Genomic DNA, 24,571 nt, shown 5'->3' with positions numbered 1-24,571 from the left:
TGAAACTTCCCAGCAGAAACTTGAAAAGCAGAAACTTAAAAAGTTTTGTTCATAAATAAAAAGTGACTAATTGAAAATAATACGCCGAAAATTACAAGCTAAAAAACAGAAACTTGAAAGTTGGATTTAGCCAACAGAAGCGTGAAAAATTTGCGCTTAAATTGTAATTTCGACAAAATAACCAGCCAGTAACACACGCTACAAGCAATTTGGGTATTTGGCTTAATTTAAATATGGTTTTGTATTTGGAAGATTTGGCAAATCCGAATAATGGGCTTAATTTAGTCCCAAACTGCTTTTAGCGCGGGGACGTTAGGCGTCATTTTGGCGGAACGAAAGAAAAACTACTAAAAAAACTTAAATTTCTTTGATGGAAAATTGGATTGAATATATTGATTTGAAATTTTCAGAGTTTGAACAATTTAATTCTCACGAAAATAAAAATGGCTTTTATCCAACCAGAACTTATAAAATAGATGGAACTTATATTGAATTTGAGTTTGATGGAATAACTAAACTAAAAAAAATAGAATGTGGAAAATATTGGATAATAAATAGTGCGGAATATATTAGTAATGTAAAAGCAGTTTTTGAAGATTCAGAAAATAATTTTGTTGAATACTTACAAACTTCTTTTGACGGAGAAAATGGAACTAAATACGAGCTAAATTTCACTTCCGAAAACATAAAAAAATTAGACCATTTTTTAAAATTACCAGTAGAAAGTGGATGGATTGAAAAACTATATAAATACAAAAATGGCGCATACAAAATAGAAATAGAAAACTTATCGCAAGATTTTAAAAGTAATAATTGCGAAATTATTTTATTAGATATTGCAGAACAAGATTTGCCTTTTTTTGGTGATAAATTATCTAGAAAAATTAATGCTTTTCTTATCGACAAGTTTGTAAAAAAAGAAAATATTGAATTAGAAATTACAGAAGTAAAACCAATACAGAGTAAAAAAACGAACGCCTAACACACGCTACAAGCAAGCTGGGCAATTGGCTTAATTTGAAAATAGTTTGTGTTTGATGCATTTGTTTTTAACCGAAAGATTACGCATCTTTAATCCCAGCCTGCGTGTAGCGCGGGAACGTCAGGCTGTGAAAAAACCTCTTTTTCACACAAAAATCTTCAAAATTCACGATGCTACCAGTCAAATAAAGCCTTTTTAGAAGGCTCTTTTTTTTAGGCAACTAAGTTGAAATCTCTAAAAATGAAAGCGGATTTAAGCGCTATATATTCCTTTTTTAGCCAAAACAAGACTTTTGCCTTGTAGGGTGAGTTCCATTTTTGGAGTTTGGTAATGAGTTCTGGAACGCCAAGAATATTGATGCTGCGCTTGATGTTGTACACAAGCATAATTAGGCTGTGTTCGCCATTTACTTTTTCGAGTCCCGTTAAATTGGTGTGATTGTAACCCCATTGCCGCTTAATGGTGCCAAAAATGTGTTCGTTGATCTCTTGGCGTTTGCGGTACAACTGAGCATTTGCATGATAGCGTTGGTTATTTTCTTCTACCGCTTCGGCGTATTGGCTGCGGTCTATATTACGTCCCTCCTTTCGGCTTGTGCATAAGTGCTGTACTGGACAAGTTCTGCATTTAGAAGTTCTGTATCTTTTAAAGGTATAACTCTCTTTGTCGGTTTTCTTATGCCAGTGTCCTGTGGTGGTAAGGGTTTGGCCTTGTGGACAAGTGTAGGTATCGTTGATTGCGTTGTATTGAAACTTAGAAATCAAATAGTCTTCTGCTATTTTTTCTTGGTTTTTACCTTGTTCGGGTTGGGCTACGATGGTAGTAATATTGGCTTGTTTGCAGATGTCTATTTGCTTACCGTTATGATAGCCTTTATCTACAAGGGCGGTATAAGTTTCTAGTTCTAGATTCTCCTTGGCTTCGATAGCAATGGCGGATAAGGCACTGCGGTCATTCTTGTTGATAGTGTGCGTGGCAACCACTAGATTGTGTTTGGCATCTACAGCCGCCTGTATATTGAATGAAATTTCAACCACTTGTCCTTGAACCAATAAGGCTCTGGCATCACTATCGGTAGTGCTTATTTGAGGCTCGCCGCTTACTTTTAGCTTTTCTTCCAGCAATTCATAACGGACTGTATTCTGTTGCAAACGCTCTATCTTTTGTTGAATGTTTTTGATTTCTGTAGAATTCTCTTTGGTATCATTTTCCTCCAAAGCATTTAAATATTCTTGAGTTTTGGTGTCAATATATTCCAGATGTTTGTCTATTTTCTTTTGATTAAAATTGGCTTTCTTGCTATTATGTGCCCGGCTTTTGGTACCGTCAATAGCAATGGTTTCTCCCCCTATCAAATCAGCGTCTTTCAAAAAGACAACATAGAGTTTGAATAAGTTCTTTAATGCTACTGGATTGTTCTTTCTAAAATCGGATATACTGTGATAATTAGGAACAATAGATTCTAAGAGCCACTGCATTTCAATGTTTCTAAAGCATTCTTTTTCAAGTTTACGACTACTTCTTAATCCATTAAGGTAGCCGTATAAATAGATTTTTAGAAACATTTTACTGTCATAACTCGGACGGCCTTCACCTTTTATGGTTTGTATGGCAAAACCAAGTTTGGCAAGGTCTACAAAGGTCACAAATGCATCTATAAAACGTACTTGATTATCGGGTGCGATAGCGTCTTCTAAACTTGAAATACGCATCTGATGACGGGAAATTCCTGAGATATGTTGCATTCTTAAAAATACGAAAATTCCTGTTTTGACACAACTTTTTTGCTATATTTGTTCGTAAGCAAACGGAGGTTTTTTCACAGACTGACGTTGGCAGTAATACTATGATGAAGAATTACAAATACATATTTATATTATTATTGACATTGATTTCTTGTGAAAAGAAACCAACATATAACTATGGAAATAAATTAATAGGCGAATGGATTTTTGAAAAAGAAAATCCTGCAAGAAAAAATTACTTCTATACTGACTTTAGCTATTCTTTTGACAAAAATGGAAATTGTGAAAGCAAACCCGGGTATTTCAAAACAAAAGAAAAAACCGAAAAGGAAGAACGAAAAACAATATTTTACGGAACAAAAACAAAATATAAAATTGAAGATGATAGTTTATATATCTTTAATTTGATAACTAATAAATGGGATGCGTCTAAAATAGTTGGAGTAAATACAAAAAAGTTAAAACTCAACTTTAAAAAAAATACCATTTTAGAATTTTCAAAAATAAAATACAAAGAGAATCAAAATGAAAACTTTGACAAAATAATAATTTCGAAATCTCCTTGTTTTGGTAGTTGTCCAATAAATGATATAGAAATAAATAAAAATGGAAATGTCAATTATTCTGGTTCATATTATAATTCAAAAAACGGTTTTTTTAAATCAAAAATAAGTTCTAATCAGTTCAATGAAATTGAACTGAGTTTTAAAAAAACTAATTACTTAAATCTAAAAGACAAATACTCCGCAAATTGGACTGATGACCAAGAAGTTTCTGTAACATTTGTAAAAGATAATAAAATCATAAAGTCAATAACTGATTACGGAAGACAATCACCAAAACTATTCCTAATAAATTTAGAACCATTAACTTTCTTATATCAAAAACTAAAATTATCTGAAAGTAAAACAATAAAAGACTTCCAAAATATACGTTATTATAGATTTCAAAAAGGAAATCAAATTATAAGTTTAACTACTTCCGAAGTTTTTTATTTATTTAATTTGTTAGATAATTCTAAAACAACAAACAAAAAGTTTAAAACACTATATATAACAAATTACGATGTTGACTTTGACGTTAATAAAATTGAAACTGACGGAAGATTTTATAAAATATTCTCAAAAGACAAAAGTTCAAGAACTTTAGATTTAGGTTTTAATTTTATTGAGAAAAATGAATTAACAAAAAGACTGAAATTAAAAACAAAATACGACTAAAAGTACTACTGCCAACACACGCTACAAGCAAGCTGGGCAATTGGCTTAATTTGAAAATAGTTTGTATTTGATACATTTGTTTTTAACCGAAAGATTATGCATCTTTAATCCCAGCCTGCGTGTAGCGCGGGAACGTCAGTCTGTGAAAAAACCTCCGTTTGCTTACGAACAAATATAGCAAAAAAGTTGTGTCAAAACAGGAATTTTCGTATTTTTAAGAATGCAACATATCTCAGGAATTTCCCGTCATCAGATGCGTATTTCAAGTTTAGAAGACGCTATCGCACCCGATAATCAAGTACGTTTTATAGATGCATTTGTGACCTTTGTAGACCTTGCCAAACTTGGTTTTGCCATACAAACCATAAAAGGTGAAGGCCGTCCGAGTTATGACAGTAAAATGTTTCTAAAAATCTATTTATACGGCTACCTTAATGGATTAAGAAGTAGTCGTAAACTTGAAAAAGAATGCTTTAGAAACATTGAAATGCAGTGGCTCTTAGAATCTATTGTTCCTAATTATCACAGTATATCCGATTTTAGAAAGAACAATCCAGTAGCATTAAAGAACTTATTCAAACTCTATGTTGTCTTTTTGAAAGACGCTGATTTGATAGGGGGAGAAACCATTGCTATTGACGGTACCAAAAGCCGGGCACATAATAGCAAGAAAGCCAATTTTAATCAAAAGAAAATAGACAAACATCTGGAATATATTGACACCAAAACTCAAGAATATTTAAATGCTTTGGAGGAAAATGATACCAAAGAGAATTCTACAGAAATCAAAAACATTCAACAAAAGATAGAGCGTTTGCAACAGAATACAGTCCGTTATGAATTGCTGGAAGAAAAGCTAAAAGTAAGCGGCGAGCCTCAAATAAGCACTACCGATAGTGATGCCAGAGCCTTATTGGTTCAAGGACAAGTGGTTGAAATTTCATTCAATATACAGGCGGCTGTAGATGCCAAACACAATCTAGTGGTTGCCACGCACACTATCAACAAGAATGACCGCAGTGCCTTATCCGCCATTGCTATCGAAGCCAAGGAGAATCTAGAACTAGAAACTTATACCGCCCTTGTAGATAAAGGCTATCATAACGGTAAGCAAATAGACATCTGCAAACAAGCCAATATTACTACCATCGTAGCCCAACCCGAACAAGGTAAAAACCAAGAAAAAATAGCAGAAGACTATTTAATTTCTAAGTTTCAATACAACGCAATCAACGATACCTACACTTGTCCACAAGGCCAAACCCTTACCACCACAGGACACTGGCATAAGAAAACCGACAAAGAGAGTTATACCTTTAAAAGATACAGAACTTCTAAATGCAGAACTTGTCCAGTACAGCACTTATGCACAAGCCGAAAGGAGGGACGTAATATAGACCGCAGCCAATATGCCGAAGCGGTAGAAGAAAATAACCAACGCTATCATGCAAATGCTCAGTTGTACCGCAAACGCCAAGAGATCAACGAACACATTTTTGGCACCATTAAGCGGCAATGGGGTTACAATCACACCAATTTAACGGGACTCGAAAAAGTAAATGGCGAACACAGCCTAATTATGCTTGTGTACAACATCAAGCGCAGCATCAATATTCTTGGCGTTCCAGAACTCATTACCAAACTCCAAAAATGGAACTCACCCTACAAGGCAAAAGTCTTGTTTTGGCTAAAAAAGGAATATATAGCGCTTAAATCCGCTTTCATTTTTAGAGATTTCAACTTAGTTGCCTAAAAAAAAGAGCCTTCTAAAAAGGCTTTATTTGACTGGTAGCATCGTGAATTTTGAAGATTTTTGTGTGAAAAAGAGGTTTTTTCACAGCCTGACGTTGGCAGTAATGTTGCCGCAGAAAACCTAAAGCAATCAACTTAATTATTATATTTGTAAAAATATATATATTTATATGAAAATTTTAAATTTAACATACGAAGATAAAGCTCTAAAATGGAGTTTGGAAAAAGCTAATTTTGACAAGCTCACACTTTTAGTAGGAGCATCAGGAGTTGGTAAAACTCAAATTCTAAATTCAATAATGAAACTGAAAGCAATTGCTGACGGTAAATCAATCAGCGGTATTAAATGGAATATCGAATTTATAACTTTAGAAAATGAGCTATATAATTGGAGTGGTGAATTTGAAAATAAAGGCGATGAGGATTTTTCTGATGATGATGATGATGATGTGAAAAGAAATAAACCATCTGTTTTATCAGAAACATTATCGCTTGATGGTAAATTAATTATTGAAAGGAATTCAGAAGCTATCCTTTTTAATAATGTTAAAACTGTTAAACTCCCTAATCAGCAAAGTATAATATATTTACTAAAAGAAGAGGAATTAATAAAACCATCATTTGAGAGTTTTGGTAAAATTCTATTTAGTGACCAAACTGACTCTACAAGAGAAGCTTACAGAATAAAATTCTCTGACACAAAAAAACTTTTAAGCTCAAATAATACATTAGATAAAATACAAGAAAGCAAAGAAGATATTAGAATCAAACTTTATTTAACATATAAGAATGTTCCTAAAATATTTGAAACTATTAAACAACGATACATTGATATCTTCCCACAAGTTGAAGATATCAAAGTTGAACCTATAGATTATGAGGATGACGATTTACCATTCTTTTTTAAGGAATATCCATTTATACAGATAAAAGAAATTGGTGTAGATAAATGGATTAAACAATCGAACATATCATCAGGGATGTTTAGAAGCCTAATACATATTAGCGAAATATATTTATGTAGTGAAGGAAGTGTTTTTTTAATTGATGAGTTTGAAAATAGTCTTGGTATAAACTGCATAAATGAATTAACAAATGATATTTTATCTTCGAAAAGACAAATACAATTTATTATTACCAGTCATCATCCTTATATAATTAATAATGTTGATTATACGAAGTGGAAATTAGTAACCAGAACTAAAGGCATTGTTAAAACACATAGTCCCGAAGAATATAATATTGGTAAATCGAAACACGATGCGTTTATGCAACTTATCCAATTAGAACAATATCAAACTGGACTCGAAATATGAATTTATACATAATTGTAGAAGGTCGAAGAACAGAAAAAAAAGTTTACCCAATATGGCTTAACCACTTACTTCCAGAACTAAAAAGAGTAGATTTTGCTTTTAAAGCAACAAAAAATAATTATTATCTTTTTAATGGTAATGGCTTTCCAGCATTACTCCACAACCACTTGAGAAATTCAATTGAAGAAGTTAATGAATTGAAACAGTTTAATTATATAGTCCTTATTTTAGATGTTGATGAAGCAACAGTAGAAAGTAGAAAAAATGAAGTTGACAAATTTATAAACGACAATAATTTATCTTTGAGTAGTTCAGAATTAATTGTTATTGCACAAAATAGATGTATCGAAACTTGGTTTCTTGGCAACAAAAAAATATTCAAAAGTAATCCTCAAAGTGATGAACTTGCAAGTTATGTTAAGTTTTATAATGTGAAGGAAAATGATCCAGAACTTATGGGTGTATATCCTAACTTTAATACACATTCTCAATTTCACGCTGAATATTGTACCGAGTTTTTAAGAGAAAGAAATATCAAATATTCTAAAAATTTTCCAAATGGAGTAACGGAAGTTGACTACTTGAATAGTTTAGTTCAAAGAGAAAATGAAACTTCACATTTAGAAACATTCAAAACTTTTATAGATTTTTGCGATAAAATTAAATCCGAAATATAAAACACTACTGCCAACACACGCTACAAGCAATTTGGGTATTAGGCTTAATTTGAAATGGTTTTGTATTTGAAAGATTTGGCAAATCCGAAAATAGAGCTTAATTTAGTCCCAAACTGCTTGTAGCGCGGGAACGTCAGGCTGTGAAAAAACCTCTTTTTCACACAAAAATCTTCAAAATTCACGATGCTACCAGTCAAATAAAGCCTTTTTAGAAGGCTCTTTTTTTTAGGCAACTAAGTTGAAATCTCTAAAAATGAAAGCGGATTTAAGCGCTATATATTCCTTTTTTAGCCAAAACAAGACTTTTGCCTTGTAGGGTGAGTTCCATTTTTGGAGTTTGGTAATGAGTTCTGGAACGCCAAGAATATTGATGCTGCGCTTGATGTTGTACACAAGCATAATTAGGCTGTGTTCGCCATTTACTTTTTCGAGTCCCGTTAAATTGGTGTGATTGTAACCCCATTGCCGCTTAATGGTGCCAAAAATGTGTTCGTTGATCTCTTGGCGTTTGCGGTACAACTGAGCATTTGCATGATAGCGTTGGTTATTTTCTTCTACCGCTTCGGCATATTGGCTGCGGTCTATATTACGTCCCTCCTTTCGGCTTGTGCATAAGTGCTGTACTGGACAAGTTCTGCATTTAGAAGTTCTGTATCTTTTAAAGGTATAACTCTCTTTGTCGGTTTTCTTATGCCAGTGTCCTGTGGTGGTAAGGGTTTGGCCTTGTGGACAAGTGTAGGTATCGTTGATTGCGTTGTATTGAAACTTAGAAATTAAATAGTCTTCTGCTATTTTTTCTTGGTTTTTACCTTGTTCGGGTTGGGCTACGATGGTAGTAATATTGGCTTGTTTGCAGATGTCTATTTGCTTACCGTTATGATAGCCTTTATCTACAAGGGCGGTATAAGTTTCTAGTTCTAGATTCTCCTTGGCTTCGATAGCAATGGCGGATAAGGCACTGCGGTCATTCTTGTTGATAGTGTGCGTGGCAACCACTAGATTGTGTTTGGCATCTACAGCCGCCTGTATATTGAATGAAATTTCAACCACTTGTCCTTGAACCAATAAGGCTCTGGCATCACTATCGGTAGTGCTTATTTGAGGCTCGCCGCTTACTTTTAGCTTTTCTTCCAGCAATTCATAACGGACTGTATTCTGTTGCAAACGCTCTATCTTTTGTTGAATGTTTTTGATTTCTGTAGAATTCTCTTTGGTATCATTTTCCTCCAAAGCATTTAAATATTCTTGAGTTTTGGTGTCAATATATTCCAGATGTTTGTCTATTTTCTTTTGATTAAAATTGGCTTTCTTGCTATTATGTGCCCGGCTTTTGGTACCGTCAATAGCAATGGTTTCTCCCCCTATCAAATCAGCGTCTTTCAAAAAGACAACATAGAGTTTGAATAAGTTCTTTAATGCTACTGGATTGTTCTTTCTAAAATCGGATATACTGTGATAATTAGGAACAATAGATTCTAAGAGCCACTGCATTTCAATGTTTCTAAAGCATTCTTTTTCAAGTTTACGACTACTTCTTAATCCATTAAGGTAGCCGTATAAATAGATTTTTAGAAACATTTTACTGTCATAACTCGGACGGCCTTCACCTTTTATGGTTTGTATGGCAAAACCAAGTTTGGCAAGGTCTACAAAGGTCACAAATGCATCTATAAAACGTACTTGATTATCGGGTGCGATAGCGTCTTCTAAACTTGAAATACGCATCTGATGACGGGAAATTCCTGAGATATGTTGCATTCTTAAAAATACGAAAATTCCTGTTTTGACACAACTTTTTTGCTATATTTGTTCGTAAGCAAACGGAGGTTTTTTCACAGACTGACGTTAGCGGATAGTGTACCGCATGCGACGTCCTAAAATAGGTTGACTAAAAATTAAACACCTTTAGCAACCAATGGAAACACCCGAAAATCAGCCTGTCCGAAGAAGAAACGGCAAACAAGTAAGTTTTGAATACAAACTTTCTGTAATTCAACAAATCAACAATGGGCAAATTTCTTTAAATTACGCTTCTAAAAAATACGATATTTCTAAAAGCACAATCGAATACTGGATGAAGAAACTAACCAATTACGAGCAAACCAATAAATCTATTAGTAAAGACGATGAAATTCGTATGCTAAAAAGTAAAATAGAAGATTTAGAAGGAATTAAAGCATTTCAACAAGAGGTAATCATTGAATTTGAGTCCGTTACTGGGGAGGAACTTTCAAAAAAGTACTTGCCCGATTGGTTAGCAAACGAAATTCAGAAAAAGAAGAAAAAGCTTTTAAAATAAAATGGATTTACGAATCAATCGGGATAAGTAAACAAGCTTATTATCAAAGAATTGAATCCTATAAAATCAAAGAAATACGCAATAACACTGTAATCGATTTTGTATTGGAAATACGCGAAAGAATGCCAGGAACAGGAACAAGAAAACTCTTAGATCACTTAAAAGAAAAGCTTTTTCAAAACAACATAAAAATGGGAAGGGATGCGCTTTTTGACTTGCTCAGAGTTAGAGGATTATTCATCAAGAGAACCAAACATTTTCATATCACAACCGACTCTAAACACTTCTATTACAAGTCTCCTAACAACAATTGTTCCTAAAAAATAGCTTGCGAGTTACTAATGTATTTTAATTAAAGTTATGATTTCAATCAAAATATTTATGTTTATATAAAATAGAAAAGACCATGTTATATAAAAAGAAAATTATACTATTCCTTTCAATTTTAAGTATCGGAATAACAACTTCATACGCACAGCCATTTATTCATTCTGGAATTTGGGTTCACCCTGGCGCTGCTGAAAGTAAAAAGGAGCTTGATTTTGTAAAAAAACAGATTAAAGCTGGCAAAGAACCTTGGAAAAGTGAATTTCATAATATGATTCAATTTGAAATCAAAAATGGTTACACCAAAACTTCTGCCCCGAAAGATTTAGGTAAAGTAAATGAAAATGATCAAAAAGAAGATGCAAAATTAGCTTATGCAAATGCTCTTGCTTGGTACTTTACTGACAATGCAGCTTATGCAGAGCAAGCAATTAAAGTTTTCAAGACATGGTCATCTACTTTTGAAGGTTATCGTTATGCTTACCCACTGAATGAAGCAACCAATCAAAGCCAACTAGATTGTGCTTGGATTGGATCTATTTTGGGTCCAGCTGCAGAAATATTGAGAATATATCCAGGATGGTCTTCCGAAGATATTGAGAATGTTAAAACTATGTTCAGGACAAAATTTTATCCTAATTTAAATCTGTTAAATACTTGGAACGGAAATGAAGATTTAACACAGATTTATGCAATGATAAGTATTGCTGTTTTCTTAGAAGATGAAAAAGAATTTAATATCGCACTTGATAGACTAGAGAAAAGAAACCCATCTTACTTTTACCTTACCTCAGATCCCGTTTCCTCAAGAAACTATGCAACTCGAACTTTTCCAAACGATTGGTATAAACCCCAAATTATTAAAGATGGCTTAACTCAAGAAACCTGTCGTGACAACAATCATCACGCACAATTTGCGATGGCTGCTGCATTAGCAACTGCCGAAGTTGCTTGGCATCAAAGGATAGATATTTACAAGAAAAATGAAAAACGTTACATTGCAACTATGGAACTAATGGCGAAACAAGTTCTAACTGGTTCAATGCAAGAAATGTGTACTAATAATGCTACAACTACAGAATTATTTGATACATGGGAGATTGGATATAATCATTATCATAACCGTATGGGTATTGAGTTGCCCTATACCAAGCAATTACTCGAAACCCAAATTCGAAACCCAAATACTAAGTCAGATTGGAATATATTTTATGAGACACTAACCCACGCAAATATTCAAGAAAATTAACAATTGAAACACTAACACGCCTTAATGTATTAAGGATTTCAATGGTAAGCTAAAGATTGTAGAGCGTTTTGGCTTTTTGTGCAACTTTATATGAAAATCATACAAAATTCCATACGAATCAAACTTCAATCCATAAATGTTTAAAGATGGTAATATTTGATTTGTTTTTTTTTTGGGAGTATATCGGTAAGATTAAAAACACATTATTGATTTTAAAAGCAAAAAGAGTCCCTAATAAAGTATTTCGTCAACTTTTATATAAAGTTTTAAACACAAAATACAACAAACTGATTAACTATAACTTAATGATAAAATGAAATCATGGCAAAAAACAGCAATGTGGAGCAATTAAAATTATTGCCACAATTTAAAGATCTTTTTATATCTAGGATGATTTGGCAAATCCAAAAAATTGACTTAAATTAGTACCAAACGTACCCTTTGAAAGGATTATTCAACAGCAATTTACTCTGTCAAAACCAAAAATAGAAAGATTTAATAATTAACTATAGATCTAAAATGCAAACAAAAACAATTATTATTTATTCATCTGTAGATGGTATGACCAAAAGAATTTGTGATTACATAGAGAATATTTTAATTTTAAAAAATCAAATTGTCGAAAAAATTTCGATTAATAATTTTAACCATAAAATCACAGAATTTGACAAAATCATTATTGCATCAAGTATAAGATATGGAAAACATAACCAGCAAATAGTAAATCTTATAAATGAAAATTTTAAACTTTTAAATTCTAAAAAAGCAGCATTTATTTCTGTAAATTTAGTCGCCAGAAAAGTTGAAAAAAGCAAAGCAGACACAAATCCTTATGTAAAAAAATTTTTAAATTCAATAGAATGGAAACCTACAATTGTCGCTGTTTTTCCAGGAAAATTAGATTATAAACTTTATAGTTTTACGGATAGAATTTTAATACAATTAATAATGCTAATTACAAAAGGACCTACCAATTCAAACACAGTTATAGAATATACAAATTGGGACAAAGTAGAGGAATTTGCAAAAGAGTTTGCAGAAATTTAAAATTCGAATAGCAAATAGATAAATTAATCTACCATAAATAACAAAAAGTAAGATCCGATCAATTATATCATATTTCACTTTGCCTTCCTAAATTTTTTAAATATAAAGCAAAAAAAAACGCATCTTGTTATAAAGGACATAGTACACTTTTCATAAATAAGAATACTAAAAAGAATTCGTTTTTTTTGTTCCATTTTAGAAATAAATAAAAAGAACATAAATTATTTAGGCTTTAAAGTTACTCGTTTTTACAAAACTAAACTCTTTTCAAAATACCCAAATAAGGTCTTTAGATATAATTAAATTTCAATGTTTATTGACTTTGTCACACAAAATAAAAACTATAAATTAGCACTTTAATAATTATTATAAAAAAGACAATGAAAAATACTGCTTTAACGCACATACATGAGGGTTTAGGAGCGAAAATGCTACCGTTTGCGGGTTACAATATGCCTATTCTTTATGAAGGTGTAAATGCTGAACATGAAACGGTTCGTAATTCTGTAGGTGTTTTTGATGTGTCTCACATGGGCGAATTTTTACTTTCGGGTCCAAATGCTTTGGCTCTTATACAAAAAGTAACTTCAAATGATGCAAATACATTGACAATTGGAAGAGCGCAATATTCTTGTTTACCAAATAATGAAGGTGGAATTGTAGATGACTTAATTGTTTATAAAATAAAAGAAGAACAATATTTACTAGTCGTAAACGCTTCCAATATTGAAAAAGACTGGAATTGGATTTCATCTCATAATGATTTAGGTGTAGAAATGAGAAACCTTTCAGATGAATATTCATTATTGGCCATTCAAGGACCAAAAGCGGTCGAAGCAATGCAAACATTATCATCTATTGATTTATCTACAATTGCTTATTATCACTTTGAAGTAGCAGATTTTGCAGGTTTTGAAAATGTCATTATTTCAGCAACTGGTTATACAGGTTCAGGCGGATTTGAAATTTATTGCAAAAATTCAGAAGTAGAAACAATTTGGAACAAAGTTTTCGAAGCAGGATCTGCATACGGAATAAAACCAATTGGATTAGCTGCACGTGATACTTTGCGTTTAGAGATGGGATTTTGTTTGTATGGCAATGATATAAATGATTCGACTTCACCACTTGAAGCTGGATTAGGATGGATTACAAAATTCAATAAAGATTTCACCAATTCTGATAATTTAAAAAAACAAAAAGAAAAAGGCATTTCTAAAAAATTAGTAGCTTTCGAAATGCAAGAACGAGCTGTTCCTAGACATGACTATGAAATTGTAAATGCTTCTGGAGAAGTGATTGGTATTGTAACCTCTGGAACAATGTCACCATCAATGAATAAAGGAATTGGATTAGGTTATGTTACAACAGCAAACAGTACTATTGATAGTGACATTTATATCCGAATTAGAAAAAATGATGTTCCTGCAAAAGTAGTAAAACTACCTTTTTATAAAAAATAACCAATCAATGAAGAAATTCACACTAGTATTTCTGTTTTTAACATTTTCTCTATTAGCTCAAAATAGCGATACTGATTGTGAAATTTTATTCAAAATAAATAATTTGCTACAAAAAGAGCATTTTAATCCAAAGCCGGTAGACGACAGTTTATCGGCTTATGTTTTTGATGAACTCTTGCGTAATTTAGATTCTTCCAGAAACATTTTTTTAAAATCTCAAGCGGATTCTCTTTCAAAAAAATACCGCCTACAAATTGACAATCTTTTATTGAATAAAGATTGTTCATTTATAGATGCTATAAAAAAAGAATATAGAAAAGGGCTTTTAAGAAATCAGATTGTATTGGAAAAACTTAAAATCCGAACTATTAATTTTGACACATTAGATACCATTAGATTCAAGCAAAAAAGTTTTAGTTTTTACCTAAAAGAAAAAGATGTAGAAAAAGCTTGGAATAAAAAAATTAGATATGAAATATTCAATGATATTTCAAGTAAAAGTAAAAATTTAGATTCACTTAAACTCAATTTTAATTCGATGAGTTTAAAATCAAAAAAAACAATCATAGACAATAACCTATGCAAAACCAACGCTTTACTATCTAATGATAAATCTTTTGAAGACAATCTTTTTAATATCTTTTGTGAATATTTTGACCCACATACTAATTTCTTTAGTAATGATACCAAATCTAGTTTTGTATCCACTCTTTCCAAAGAAAAACTTTCATTAGGATTAAATGTAACACTAAACGACAAAAATGAAATAATAATTGAGGAAATTGACCCTAATGGTCCTGCTTTTAAAACTGGAAAAATAAAAAAAGGAGATCAAATTATTGCTATTTCCAATCAAAAAGAGACATTGGAAGTATCTTGTTATTCTATTGAAGCTATTGCGGCTTTAATGGCATCAGAATCAAATACTCTTATAACACTAACTATAAAAAGAAATTCAGGTAAGAGTTTTAAAGTGAGTATTCAAAAACAAATTTTAAAAGATGAGGAAAATACCGTTTATAGTTTTATTATCGAAAATGAAAATAAAATAGGATATATAAAAATACCAAGTTTCTATTCTGATTTTGAAGGCGAAAGTTCCAAAGGTTGTGCTCAAGATGTCGCCAAAGAAACCATCAAGTTAATGAAAGACAATATCAAGGGAATGGTACTTGATTTAACAGATAACGGTGGCGGATCGATGGAAGAGGCCGTAAAGTTAGCAGGACTTTTTATAGATTATGGTCCAATATCAATAGTTGTTGATAACAAAAAAAGACTCTCCGTTATTAATGACCCCTACAAAGGTGTTATTTACAAAGGTCCAATTGTGATAATTATCAATGGAAATTCAGCTTCTGCAAGCGAGTTTTTTGCTTCAATAATGCAAGATTACAACAGAGCACTTTTGATTGGAAGTACTTCACTTGGTAAAGCAACAATGCAAACTATTGAACCACTTGAAAAAGGCGATTTCGATCATTATATAAAACTAACAATTAGTAAATTCTATAGAATTACAGGAAAAAGTCATCAAGCAGTTGGAGTTATTCCTGATGTACAAATTCCCACTATTTATCAGGATGTTTTACAGAAAGAAAGTGAATTTCCAACGGCTTTAAAAAATGACAGTTTAAACACACGTGTTCGTTTTACACCTTATGTAAGCGACCAATTAATAGAATCACTCGCTCAAAAAAGTAGGGATAGAATTGCTCAAAACTCGTATTTTAACTCGATTAAAACTTTTAATTCAAAAATTGATTCTGTGTTAAAAAAATCAAAAATTGAAATTCCAATGACCTTGGATGCTATTTTTGATAACCAAAACAATTTATCAAATTTATCAGAAGAAATAAACAACTTTAAAACGGATGAATTGAATTTGAATGTTACCAATTCTGAATACAACAAATCATTATTACTCATTTATCCATCATTAATAGTATACAATAAAATTCAACTCGATAACTTAAGATCCAATCACTATCTTAATGAAGCGATATCCATAATTGCCGATTACAAAACTGTAAAACAAAATAAAACAAAATAATTATACACTATTTCACAAAAGATTATCCATAGCCTTTTGGAAAAATAAGGAATAGCTGTATTTTTGCAATTCAAAATAACAATAAGAAATGGGAAGAGCATTTGAATTCCGAAAAGGTAGAAAAATGAAAAGATGGTCAGCAATGGCCAAAGCCTTTACTAGAATTGGTAAAGATATTGTAATGGCGGTTAAAGAAGGTGGTCCAAATCCTGAGGCAAATTCAAGATTAAGAGCTGTCATTCAAAATGCCAAGGCTGCAAATATGCCGAAAGATAATGTCGAACGTGCCATAAAAAAAGCTACTGATAAAGATACAGCTAATTATAAAGAAGTATTATTTGAAGGCTATGCTCCACACGGAATAGCCCTTTTGATTGAAACTGCTACTGACAACAACAACAGAACAGTTGCCAATGTTAGAAGTTATTTCAACAAATGTAATGGAACTATGGGAACTCAGGGTTCAGTAGAATTTATGTTTGACCATACCTGTAATTTCAGAATACCTAAAGAAGGTATTGATCCAGAAGAATTAGAATTAGAACTCATTGATTTCGGTGCTGAAGAAGTTTTCGAAGACGAAGATGGCATTCTAATCTATGCTCCTTTTGGAAGCTTTGGAACTATTCAAAAAGAACTAGAAAGCAGAAAATTAGAAATATTATCCTCTGGTTTTGAAAGAATCCCACAAATCACTAAAAAATTAACCGAAGCTGAAATGGCTGACGTAGAAAAGTTGATAGAAAAAATGGAAGAAGATGAAGATGTCATGAACGTTTATCATACCATGGAAGAATAAAAACCAAATTTAAAACAAAAAAAGCTCTAGAATTCTAGAGCTTTTTTTGTTTTATATCGAAATACAAAATGACACTTTATAAATATATTTAAAACTTATTTGACTGTTAATTTTTTAGCATTTTCATTCTGGTTCAAATTCGTCACTTTTAGCAAATATGTCCCTTCAGGAAGTGCACTAATATCAATATCATTTTTATTACTTGAAATTACTTTTTGACCTTGAGTAGAAAAAATTTCTGATGATTTTACGACTACTGTTTCTACTGGTGTAGCTAAAATTATTTCTTGTTTTGTTGCTGTAGTCTTTGTAGAACTACCTGTTTTCACATCAGCTATCTTATTAACCGTAGTTATTGAAGCAATCTTTTCTACAACGTCATTTGGAGCTAGAACAGAACTATATTCATAAACATTTAATACTTCTTCTGGCGACAATGCTACATCATAAATTTTCAAATCATCTATATCAGCATTAATACTAACTGATGTACCCATTTTACCAATTGTAAAAACATTCCCTGAAGTTAATTTCCTAGGGGTAATCGAAGATCGAATCAAGGTACCATTTCTATAAATTTTAGAAGTCAAACCATCAAAAGTAACCGTATAATTATACCAAGTATTTATTGCGATAGTAGTAGTAACAATAGCATCATTTGCTGGCCCCCAACTCGCAAGATTCAGATCCGATTTTGCTGTTAAAGTACTTTGCTGAACTAAACCAAAATATTGCGCATTAAAAGAAGATCCATAGCCCCAAATATAATTTGGTATAGAAATATCATTATATTTTACCCAAACAGAAACCGATCTGGCTTTATTTGAAACAGGCAAATTAGGAATAGTAATCTCCATAGGACTATTTACAATTCGAATAGCATTATTAGCATTACCAACCCTATCAGCTACAAATTTAGAAATACCTAGAAATGAATTACTATTTTCCGTATTACTTCGGTTACCATTAAAATTAAATTCTTCAATAGGTTTTGTTTGTGCATTTATCTGAAAAGTTATTATAAATGCAATTAAAAGTATATTTTTTATCATATGAATTGGGATTAAATTTGAAATAAACAATGTGGCTTTATTTACTTTTATCAAATTTAACACTACTTGAATACTAAAACCTAAACTTCTCGATAAACAACACAGATAATCGATTAATTTACAAAAAATATATTTTTTATTCAATATTATATGCAGTTCAACAGATAGCAACATTAAATACACATTGATTTAACAAAATAATCAATAATATTTTAACCTCAATATTTTAATTTAATTCAAACTTTAATAAAAAAATACAATTTTAAATATAAACCTAACAGTCAAAACATTAGATTCATTCTTATTAAAAGTCAATTATAGTAGCCATGGTTAGGTTGCTCTTTATAATAATTATGAAAGCAAAAAAAACTCCAGATTTCTCTGGAGTTTTTTTTATTATATATATAAATTGAGTGTTATCTATTTTATAAACTCAATTTTTTGTTCTTCTTCTTCGTTTATACTATCAAAAAAACCTTGATCATTCATCCATTCATCACTAAACACTTTACTCATATAACGAGATCCATGATCAGGAAAAATGGCAACCACATTACTTTTATCATCAAATTCACCCTCTTCAGCATATTGTTTAATTGCTTGCATTACAGCTCCAGAAGTATACCCCACAAATAACCCTTCTTTTCTAGTCACCTCTCTTGCAGAGTGGGCACTTTCCTCATCAGAAACTTTCATGAATTTATCTATGATATCAAAATCAGTCGCAGATGGAATCAAATTTTTTCCTAAACCTTCAATTCTGTAAGGATAAATTTCATCATTATCAAATTCTCTGGTCTCATGGTATTTTTTCAAAACCGAACCAAAAGCATCAACACCTAATATTCTAATGTTTGGATTTTGTTCTTTTAAATATTTTGCCGTCCCAGAAATTGTTCCTCCAGTTCCGCTACAAGCAACAAGATGAGTGATTTTACCATTGGTTTGTTTCCAAATTTCTGGTCCAGTCGACTTATAATGAGCATCAACATTTAATTGATTAAAATATTGATTGATGTAAATCGAGCCTTTGGTCTCTTCGTGCAAACGTTTTGCAACATTATAATAAGAACGATCATCATCTGCAGACACATGAGCAGGGCAAACATAAACTTTGGCCCCCAAGCTCCTCAGCATATCAATCTTATCTTTTGAAGATTTTGAACTCACTGCAAGAATACAATTGTATCCTTTAATGATGCTAACCATTGCCAAACTAAAACCTGTATTACCAGAAGTTGTTTCGATTATGGTATCACCTGGAGATAAAATTCCACGCTTTTCTGCTTCTTCAATAATGTATAAAGCAATTCTATCTTTGGAAGAATGTCCTGGATTGAAGGATTCTACCTTTGCGTAGAAGTTTCCCTTTAAATTCTCAGTTACACTATTTAGTTTAATAAGTGGAGTATTACCTATTAATTCTAAAATATTATTATAAGCATTTATTTCTTCTTTCATAAAAAAATAGTTTATCTAAGAGCTTTTTTTTAATTAACCCCGATATCATGCAAATCTAACAAAAAAAATCTAATTAGTTTTCAATTTTCTCTAAATCTAATAAAAAACTATACTCTTTTGCCAATTCCTTGATAGCTTCAAAGCGACCAGATGCTCCACCATGTCCTGCATCCATATTGGTATCCAAAAACAAGAGATTATTATCGGTTTTTAAAGCACGTAATTTAGCTACCCATTTAGCTGGTTCCCAGTACTGTACCTGAGAATCATGAAGACCTGTTGACACATACATATTTGGATATTTTTGAGACAAAATATTATCGTAAGGAGAATAGGACAACATATAATCATAGTATTTTCGAATATTAGGATTCCCCCATTCATCATATTCTCCGGTCGTAAGCGGAATACTATCATCAAGCATTGTGGTTATAACATCCACAAAAGCGACTTGTGCAATAATTCCATTATATAATTCAGGCGCCATATTTACAACAACTCCCATTAATAAACCACCGGCAGAACCGCCTTCGGCATATAAATGCTTAGGTGAAGTGTATTTTTCAGCAATTAAAAACTTCGAACAATCTATAAAATCAGTAAATGTATTTATCTTTTTCAACAACTTTCCATCCTCATACCATTGCCTTCCCAAATCTTCACCTCCGCGTATGTGTGCAATGGCAAAAATAAACCCTCTATCCAACAAAGTCAATCGTGTCGATGAAAACGTAGCATCCATAGAATGTCCATAAGAGCCATAAGCATATTGAAGCAAAGGATTAGTACCATCATTCTTCAAACCCTTCTTATACACCATCGAAATAGGTATTTTAACACCATCCGCAGCTGTAGCCCAAACCCTTTCTTCGGTATAATTATTTTTATCAAATTTTCCACCCAAAACTTGTTGTTCCTTCTTTACCTCTTTGACTTTTGTCTTCATATTAAAATCAATAATCGATGAAGGTGTAGTCATAGATTGGTATCCATAACGCAAAATATCGGTGTCAAAATCAACATTTGAACTTGTATATGCCGTATACGTTTCACTTTCAAAAGGAAGGTAATACTCCCCTTCTCCACTCCAAGGCATAATTCGTATTTTATTCAAACCATTTTCTCTTTCTTCTACAACCAAAAAGTCCTTAAAAATCTCAATATCTTCCAATAAAACATCTTTTCTGTGCGCAATAACTTCAACCCAATTGGCTTTTGAAGTTTTGTTTACCGAAGTTTTCATCAATTTAAAATTCTCGGCCTTATCTTTATTGGTCATAATATAAAAACTATCCCCATAATGATTGATGCTGTATTCCAATCCTCGAACGCGTTTTTGGAAAATCTTAAACTCTCCATCAGGATCATCCGCATCCAGAATTTGGTATTCTGTAGTAAGGGTACTCCCCGATTCTATAGCCAAGTATTTTCTAGATTTGGACTTCGCAATTTCCACATTAAACGTTTCGTCTTTTTCAAAATAAACTAACACATCATCTGCTTGTTTTAAACCTAATTTATGTTTAAAAATTTTATCCGAACGCAAAGTCTTTTCATCCTGATCCGAGTAAAAAATAGTTTTATTATCATTTGCCCAAACCGCACTTCCAGTAACATTTTCTATTTTATCCTCTAAAATTTCGTTGGTTTCTATGTTTTTTACTTGAATAGTATAAATGCGTCTCCCAACAATATCATAACTAAACAAAGCCAACTTATTATCTGGACTAATACTCAAAGCTCCTAATTGAAAATAAGGCATACCCTTAGCCATTTCATTGCAATTGAATAGTATTTCTTCATTTGCCGAAAGGCTTTCTTTTTTTCGGGAATAAATAGGGTAATCTTGCCCTTTTTCAAAACGGGTAATGTAATAATACCCATTATACAAATAAGGAACCGACTGGTCATCTTCCTTTATTCGGCTTTTCATCTCTTCAAAAAGGGCAGCTTGAAAATCTTTGGTATGAGCCGTTTGTTCTTGGTAATAAGCATTTTCTTGATTCAAATAATCAATAACCTCAGGGTTTTCTCGGTCGTTTAACCAAAAATAATTATCGATTCTTACTTCACCAAACTTCTTTAATTTCTTAGGGATTATTTTAGCGACTGGAGTTGAACTATTTTCTGGCATTGTTTGCGAGTGGTTTTAATATTTAAAATGCAAAAATAACACAAAGCGATTTTAAAACGAATTCGTTTTTTATCTTATTTAACGTAAATAAGCTTCAAATTCAGTAATTTTGCTTTTCAATAATTTAAAAATCATCAAAATGGATTTAATGGGAATGATGGGTAAACTTAGAGAAACCCAACAGAAAATCGAAGATACTAAAAAACGTTTAGACAACGTACTAATTGACGAACAAAGTACTGACAATTTATTAAAAGTGACTTTGACTGCCAATACCAAAATAAAATCAATCACAATCGATGATTCATTATTGGAAGACAAAGAACAACTGGAAGATTACTTGATTTTAGTTTTGAACAAAGCCATTGAAAAAGCAGCAAAAATCAATCAATCTGAATTGGACGCCGTTACCAAAATGGACATGCCAATGATTCCGGGAATGGAAGATATGTTTAAGTAAAAAGGGGTTTAGTTTGTTTAAAATAGTTTAAAGTTTAAATCCGTTTTATAGCAAAAAATGAATGCTCTTTAAGTAAACAAAGCCCAGATCCTGTATCAGAATCTGGGCTTTGAATTTTATAATAAACAATTATTCGTATTTTATGAAAACGTCTAAAACAACTTTAAACTTTCTAGAAAACAATCTTCTGCAAGGTTTCCAAAACATAAGTGTGCATCACTTCCTTATAATCCAGATGTGTCACTATTCGGAGTTTTCCATGCCCTAATGCGCTAATTAGTATGTTTTTCTCTTTTAATTTTTCTATAAAAACTTTTTCATTCAAGCCTTCGCGAAGTGAAAAAATTAAGATATTCGTTTCTACTGGCTCGATTTTTCCTATCCAAAGTTGGCGCGACAAAACTTCGGCAATTTCTCTCGCCCTTCTGTGATCATCAACCAACTTGGCAATATTATTATCCAAAGCAAAATTTCCTGCCGCAGCAAGATACCCAACCTGACGCATACCGCCACCCAATATTTTTCGGATACGCAAGGCTCTATGAATAGTCTTTTTATCCGACAAAAGAACTGACCCAATAGGCGCTCCCAATCCTTTGGACAAACAAACCGAAATCGTATCAAACAAGGCTCCAAATTCCCTCGGATGTTGTTTTTTGGCCACAATTGCATTCCAAATTCGGGCACCATCCAAATGGTATTTTAAATTATTGGCAACACAAACCGCTTTTATTTTCTTTAATTCTTCCAGATCATAACAAGCTCCACCGCCTTTATTCGTGGTATTTTCTACACACACCAAACTCGTCAAGGGACTGTGATAAAACTCAGGATCATTTATCGCCCCAGCCACTTGCTCGGCTGTAATCATTCCTCGATTTCCGTCTAGCAAACAACATGAAACGCCACTGTTAAACGAAACACCGCCTCCTTCATAATGATACACATGCGCATATTTGTCAGCAATTAACTGCTCTCCTGGCTGCGTATGCAACTTAATCGCCGTTTGATTCGCCATAGTTCCAGATGGAAAAAAAAGCCCCGCTTCCATACCAAACATCGCCGCCAATCGTGCTTCAAGAGCTATTACCGTAGGATCTTGCTTGTACACATCGTCCCCCACTTCGGCATTAAACATGTATTGCAACATTTCAACCGATGGCTTAGTAATCGTATCGCTAATCAAATTTATTTCCATAATCTAAAAACTAAATCCTATTTTTGCATTCAAAACTAATGAAATTATTAGAAGCTAATCCTGCTATTCGTTACAATCTTTTCTATTTTTTAAAGAAAAAAATAGAAAAGGATTTTCACTACTATCAGGGCTAAAAAAGTGCTAACCCAATAATTTTCGAAACAAAATTACTATAAATTTATGACAACTACCGAACAAATTAAAGGTATTGTGGAGCGCCTTGGTGCGTTGAGGAGGTATCTTTGACGTTGATGCCAAACTTATCGAAATAGCCAACGAAGAAGAGAAGACTTTTGCTCCCGACTTTTGGAACAATGCAAAAGAAGCCGAAAACATTGTAAAAAACCTAAGAGGTAAAAAGAAATGGATCGAAGATTACAACAAAGCTGTCGATATGACAGACGAGTTGCAACTTGCTTATGACTTTTACAAAGAAGGAGAGCTAACTACCGAAGAACTAGATAATCAGTACGATTTAACTCAAGCTCATATTGAAGCAATAGAATTCAAAAATATGCTTTCGGAAGAAGGTGATTCTTTGAGTGCTGTCCTTCAAATTACAGCTGGAGCCGGTGGTACCGAAAGTTGCGATTGGGCCGAAATGCTCATGCGCATGTACATGATGTGGGCCGAAAAAGAAGGATACAAAATCAGGGAACTGAATTTTCAAAAAGGAGAAGCAGCCGGAATAAAAACCGTCACCCTAGAAATAGAAGGCGATTATTCTTTTGGATATCTCAAAGGCGAAAATGGAGTTCACCGATTAGTTCGTATTTCCCCTTTTGACAGTAATGCCAAAAGACATACTTCTTTCGCCTCGGTTTATGTATATCCATTGGTTGATGATACCATTGAAATAGAAATCAACCCCGCCGATATCGAAATCATTACGGCTCGTTCCAGTGGTGCTGGTGGTCAAAATGTAAACAAGGTAGAAACCAAAGTACAACTGACACACAAACCAACCGGAATTCAGATTCAGTGCTCCGAAACGCGTTCGCAACACGATAACAGAAATCGAGCGATGCAAATGTTACGTTCGCAATTGTATGAAATTGAGTTAAAAAAGCAGCAAGAGCAACGTTCTGATATCGAAGCTGGAAAGATGAAAATCGAATGGGGTTCACAAATACGCAATTATGTAATGCAACCTTATAAACTAGTCAAAGACGTTCGTACTGGACAAGAAACTAGCGATGTTGATAGCGTAATGAACGGAAACATAGACGGATTCCTAAAAGCATACCTCATGATGATGGGACAGCGCGAAGAGGAATAAATCACTTCTATGTATAACAAAATAACATTAAAAATGCCTTTCAAAACTTCTGAAAGGC

At 32.5% G+C, this 24,571-nt stretch carries 20 protein-coding genes; 14 read left to right on the top strand and 6 right to left on the bottom strand.

Annotated elements, in window-relative coordinates:
* The first annotated feature begins 370 nt into the window (after positions 1-370).
* Positions 371-982: a hypothetical protein gene (locus OZP06_RS15015; RefSeq protein WP_281323926.1), complete on the top strand. Its 612-nt coding sequence runs from the start codon at positions 371-373 to the stop codon at positions 980-982.
* Between the two features lie 212 nt (positions 983-1,194).
* On the opposite strand, the gene OZP06_RS15010 is transcribed toward OZP06_RS15015, so the two are convergent.
* Positions 1,195-2,727, bottom strand: coding sequence for an IS1182 family transposase (locus tag OZP06_RS15010; protein WP_269222054.1), 1,533 nt, complete (start codon positions 2,725-2,727; stop codon positions 1,195-1,197).
* Positions 2,728-2,828: 101 nt separating this feature from the next.
* On the opposite strand from OZP06_RS15010, the gene OZP06_RS15005 reads away from it, so the two are divergent.
* The 4 genes from OZP06_RS15005 to OZP06_RS14990 all read left to right on the top strand — a co-directional run bounded on the left by OZP06_RS15005 (position 2,829) and on the right by OZP06_RS14990 (position 7,692).
* Positions 2,829-3,947: a DUF6438 domain-containing protein gene (locus tag OZP06_RS15005; RefSeq protein WP_269222577.1), complete on the top strand. Its 1,119-nt coding sequence runs from the start codon at positions 2,829-2,831 to the stop codon at positions 3,945-3,947.
* Positions 3,948-4,167: 220 nt separating this feature from the next.
* Positions 4,168-5,700 carry an IS1182 family transposase gene (locus OZP06_RS15000; RefSeq protein WP_269222054.1) on the top strand — a complete coding sequence of 511 codons (1,533 nt, stop codon included), beginning with the start codon at positions 4,168-4,170 and terminating at the stop codon, positions 5,698-5,700.
* Positions 5,701-5,869: 169 nt separating this feature from the next.
* A complete protein-coding gene (locus OZP06_RS14995; RefSeq protein ID WP_269222576.1) occupies positions 5,870-7,015 on the top strand; it encodes an AAA family ATPase in 1,146 nt (381 codons plus the stop codon).
* Positions 7,012-7,692 (top strand): hypothetical protein, encoded by a 681-nt coding sequence (locus OZP06_RS14990; RefSeq protein ID WP_281323925.1) that lies wholly within the window; start codon positions 7,012-7,014, stop codon positions 7,690-7,692. Before OZP06_RS14995 ends, OZP06_RS14990 begins: the two co-directional genes overlap by 4 nt.
* A gap of 225 nt (positions 7,693-7,917) precedes the next feature.
* On the opposite strand, the gene OZP06_RS14985 is transcribed toward OZP06_RS14990, so the two are convergent.
* A complete protein-coding gene (locus OZP06_RS14985; protein WP_269222054.1) occupies positions 7,918-9,450 on the bottom strand; it encodes an IS1182 family transposase in 1,533 nt (510 codons plus the stop codon).
* A 157-nt stretch (positions 9,451-9,607) separates the two neighbouring features.
* Between OZP06_RS14985 and OZP06_RS14980 the strand changes: the two genes are divergently transcribed.
* The 7 genes from OZP06_RS14980 to OZP06_RS14950 all read left to right on the top strand — a co-directional run bounded on the left by OZP06_RS14980 (position 9,608) and on the right by OZP06_RS14950 (position 16,929).
* A complete protein-coding gene (locus tag OZP06_RS14980; protein WP_269222574.1) occupies positions 9,608-9,991 on the top strand; it encodes a helix-turn-helix domain-containing protein in 384 nt (127 codons plus the stop codon).
* Positions 9,943-10,311 (top strand): hypothetical protein, encoded by a 369-nt coding sequence (locus tag OZP06_RS14975; RefSeq protein WP_269222573.1) that lies wholly within the window; start codon positions 9,943-9,945, stop codon positions 10,309-10,311. Before OZP06_RS14980 ends, OZP06_RS14975 begins: the two co-directional genes overlap by 49 nt.
* Before the next feature lie 86 nt (positions 10,312-10,397).
* Positions 10,398-11,567 carry an alginate lyase family protein gene (locus OZP06_RS14970; RefSeq protein WP_269222572.1) on the top strand — a complete coding sequence of 390 codons (1,170 nt, stop codon included), beginning with the start codon at positions 10,398-10,400 and terminating at the stop codon, positions 11,565-11,567.
* Between the two features lie 519 nt (positions 11,568-12,086).
* The gene (gene hemG, locus OZP06_RS14965) at positions 12,087-12,614 is read left to right on the top strand and encodes a menaquinone-dependent protoporphyrinogen IX dehydrogenase (RefSeq protein ID WP_269222571.1); all 528 of its coding nucleotides are present in this window, start codon (positions 12,087-12,089) and stop codon (positions 12,612-12,614) included.
* A gap of 380 nt (positions 12,615-12,994) precedes the next feature.
* A complete protein-coding gene (gene gcvT, locus OZP06_RS14960; protein ID WP_281323924.1) occupies positions 12,995-14,077 on the top strand; it encodes a glycine cleavage system aminomethyltransferase GcvT in 1,083 nt (360 codons plus the stop codon).
* A gap of 7 nt (positions 14,078-14,084) precedes the next feature.
* Positions 14,085-16,130 (top strand): S41 family peptidase, encoded by a 2,046-nt coding sequence (locus OZP06_RS14955; RefSeq protein WP_281323923.1) that lies wholly within the window; start codon positions 14,085-14,087, stop codon positions 16,128-16,130.
* 88 nt (positions 16,131-16,218) lie between these two features.
* Entirely contained in the window at positions 16,219-16,929 is a 711-nt protein-coding gene (locus tag OZP06_RS14950) for a YebC/PmpR family DNA-binding transcriptional regulator (protein WP_269222567.1), read from the top strand.
* Between the two features lie 95 nt (positions 16,930-17,024).
* Here the strand turns inward: OZP06_RS14950 and OZP06_RS14945 are convergent, their stop codons facing one another.
* The 3 genes from OZP06_RS14945 to OZP06_RS14935 form a co-directional block, all read right to left on the bottom strand.
* Positions 17,025-17,981 carry a LamG domain-containing protein gene (locus tag OZP06_RS14945; protein ID WP_269222566.1) on the bottom strand — a complete coding sequence of 319 codons (957 nt, stop codon included), beginning with the start codon at positions 17,979-17,981 and terminating at the stop codon, positions 17,025-17,027.
* 420 nt (positions 17,982-18,401) lie between these two features.
* On the bottom strand, positions 18,402-19,442 hold the full coding sequence (locus tag OZP06_RS14940; protein ID WP_269222565.1) for a cysteine synthase family protein: 1,041 nt from the start codon (positions 19,440-19,442) through the stop codon (positions 18,402-18,404).
* Positions 19,443-19,515: 73 nt separating this feature from the next.
* Positions 19,516-21,576, bottom strand: a complete 2,061-nt coding sequence (locus OZP06_RS14935; protein ID WP_281323922.1) for a S9 family peptidase — start codon at positions 21,574-21,576, stop codon at positions 19,516-19,518.
* A 139-nt stretch (positions 21,577-21,715) separates the two neighbouring features.
* Between OZP06_RS14935 and OZP06_RS14930 the strand changes: the two genes are divergently transcribed.
* The gene (locus tag OZP06_RS14930) at positions 21,716-22,036 is read left to right on the top strand and encodes a YbaB/EbfC family nucleoid-associated protein (RefSeq protein WP_269224623.1); all 321 of its coding nucleotides are present in this window, start codon (positions 21,716-21,718) and stop codon (positions 22,034-22,036) included.
* Between the two features lie 172 nt (positions 22,037-22,208).
* Here OZP06_RS14930 and OZP06_RS14925 read toward each other — a convergent pair whose 3' ends face one another.
* Positions 22,209-23,234 carry a GntG family PLP-dependent aldolase gene (locus tag OZP06_RS14925; RefSeq protein WP_281239988.1) on the bottom strand — a complete coding sequence of 342 codons (1,026 nt, stop codon included), beginning with the start codon at positions 23,232-23,234 and terminating at the stop codon, positions 22,209-22,211.
* Between the two features lie 180 nt (positions 23,235-23,414).
* On the opposite strand from OZP06_RS14925, the gene prfB reads away from it, so the two are divergent.
* Positions 23,415-24,513 (top strand): peptide chain release factor 2 gene (gene prfB, locus OZP06_RS14920; protein WP_281239989.1). Its coding sequence is split into 2 segments (ribosomal slippage): positions 23,415-23,477 and positions 23,479-24,513, totalling 1,098 coding nucleotides; the frame shifts between segments, so codons are not numbered across the junction.
* Positions 24,514-24,571 lie beyond the last annotated feature (58 nt).

Source organism: Flavobacterium sp. IMCC34518, from assembly GCF_027111095.2.
Lineage (GTDB): Bacteria > Bacteroidota > Bacteroidia > Flavobacteriales > Flavobacteriaceae > Flavobacterium > Flavobacterium praedii.
Note: the sequence above shows the minus strand (reverse complement) of the source record. Positions and strands in the feature narration are given on the sequence as shown.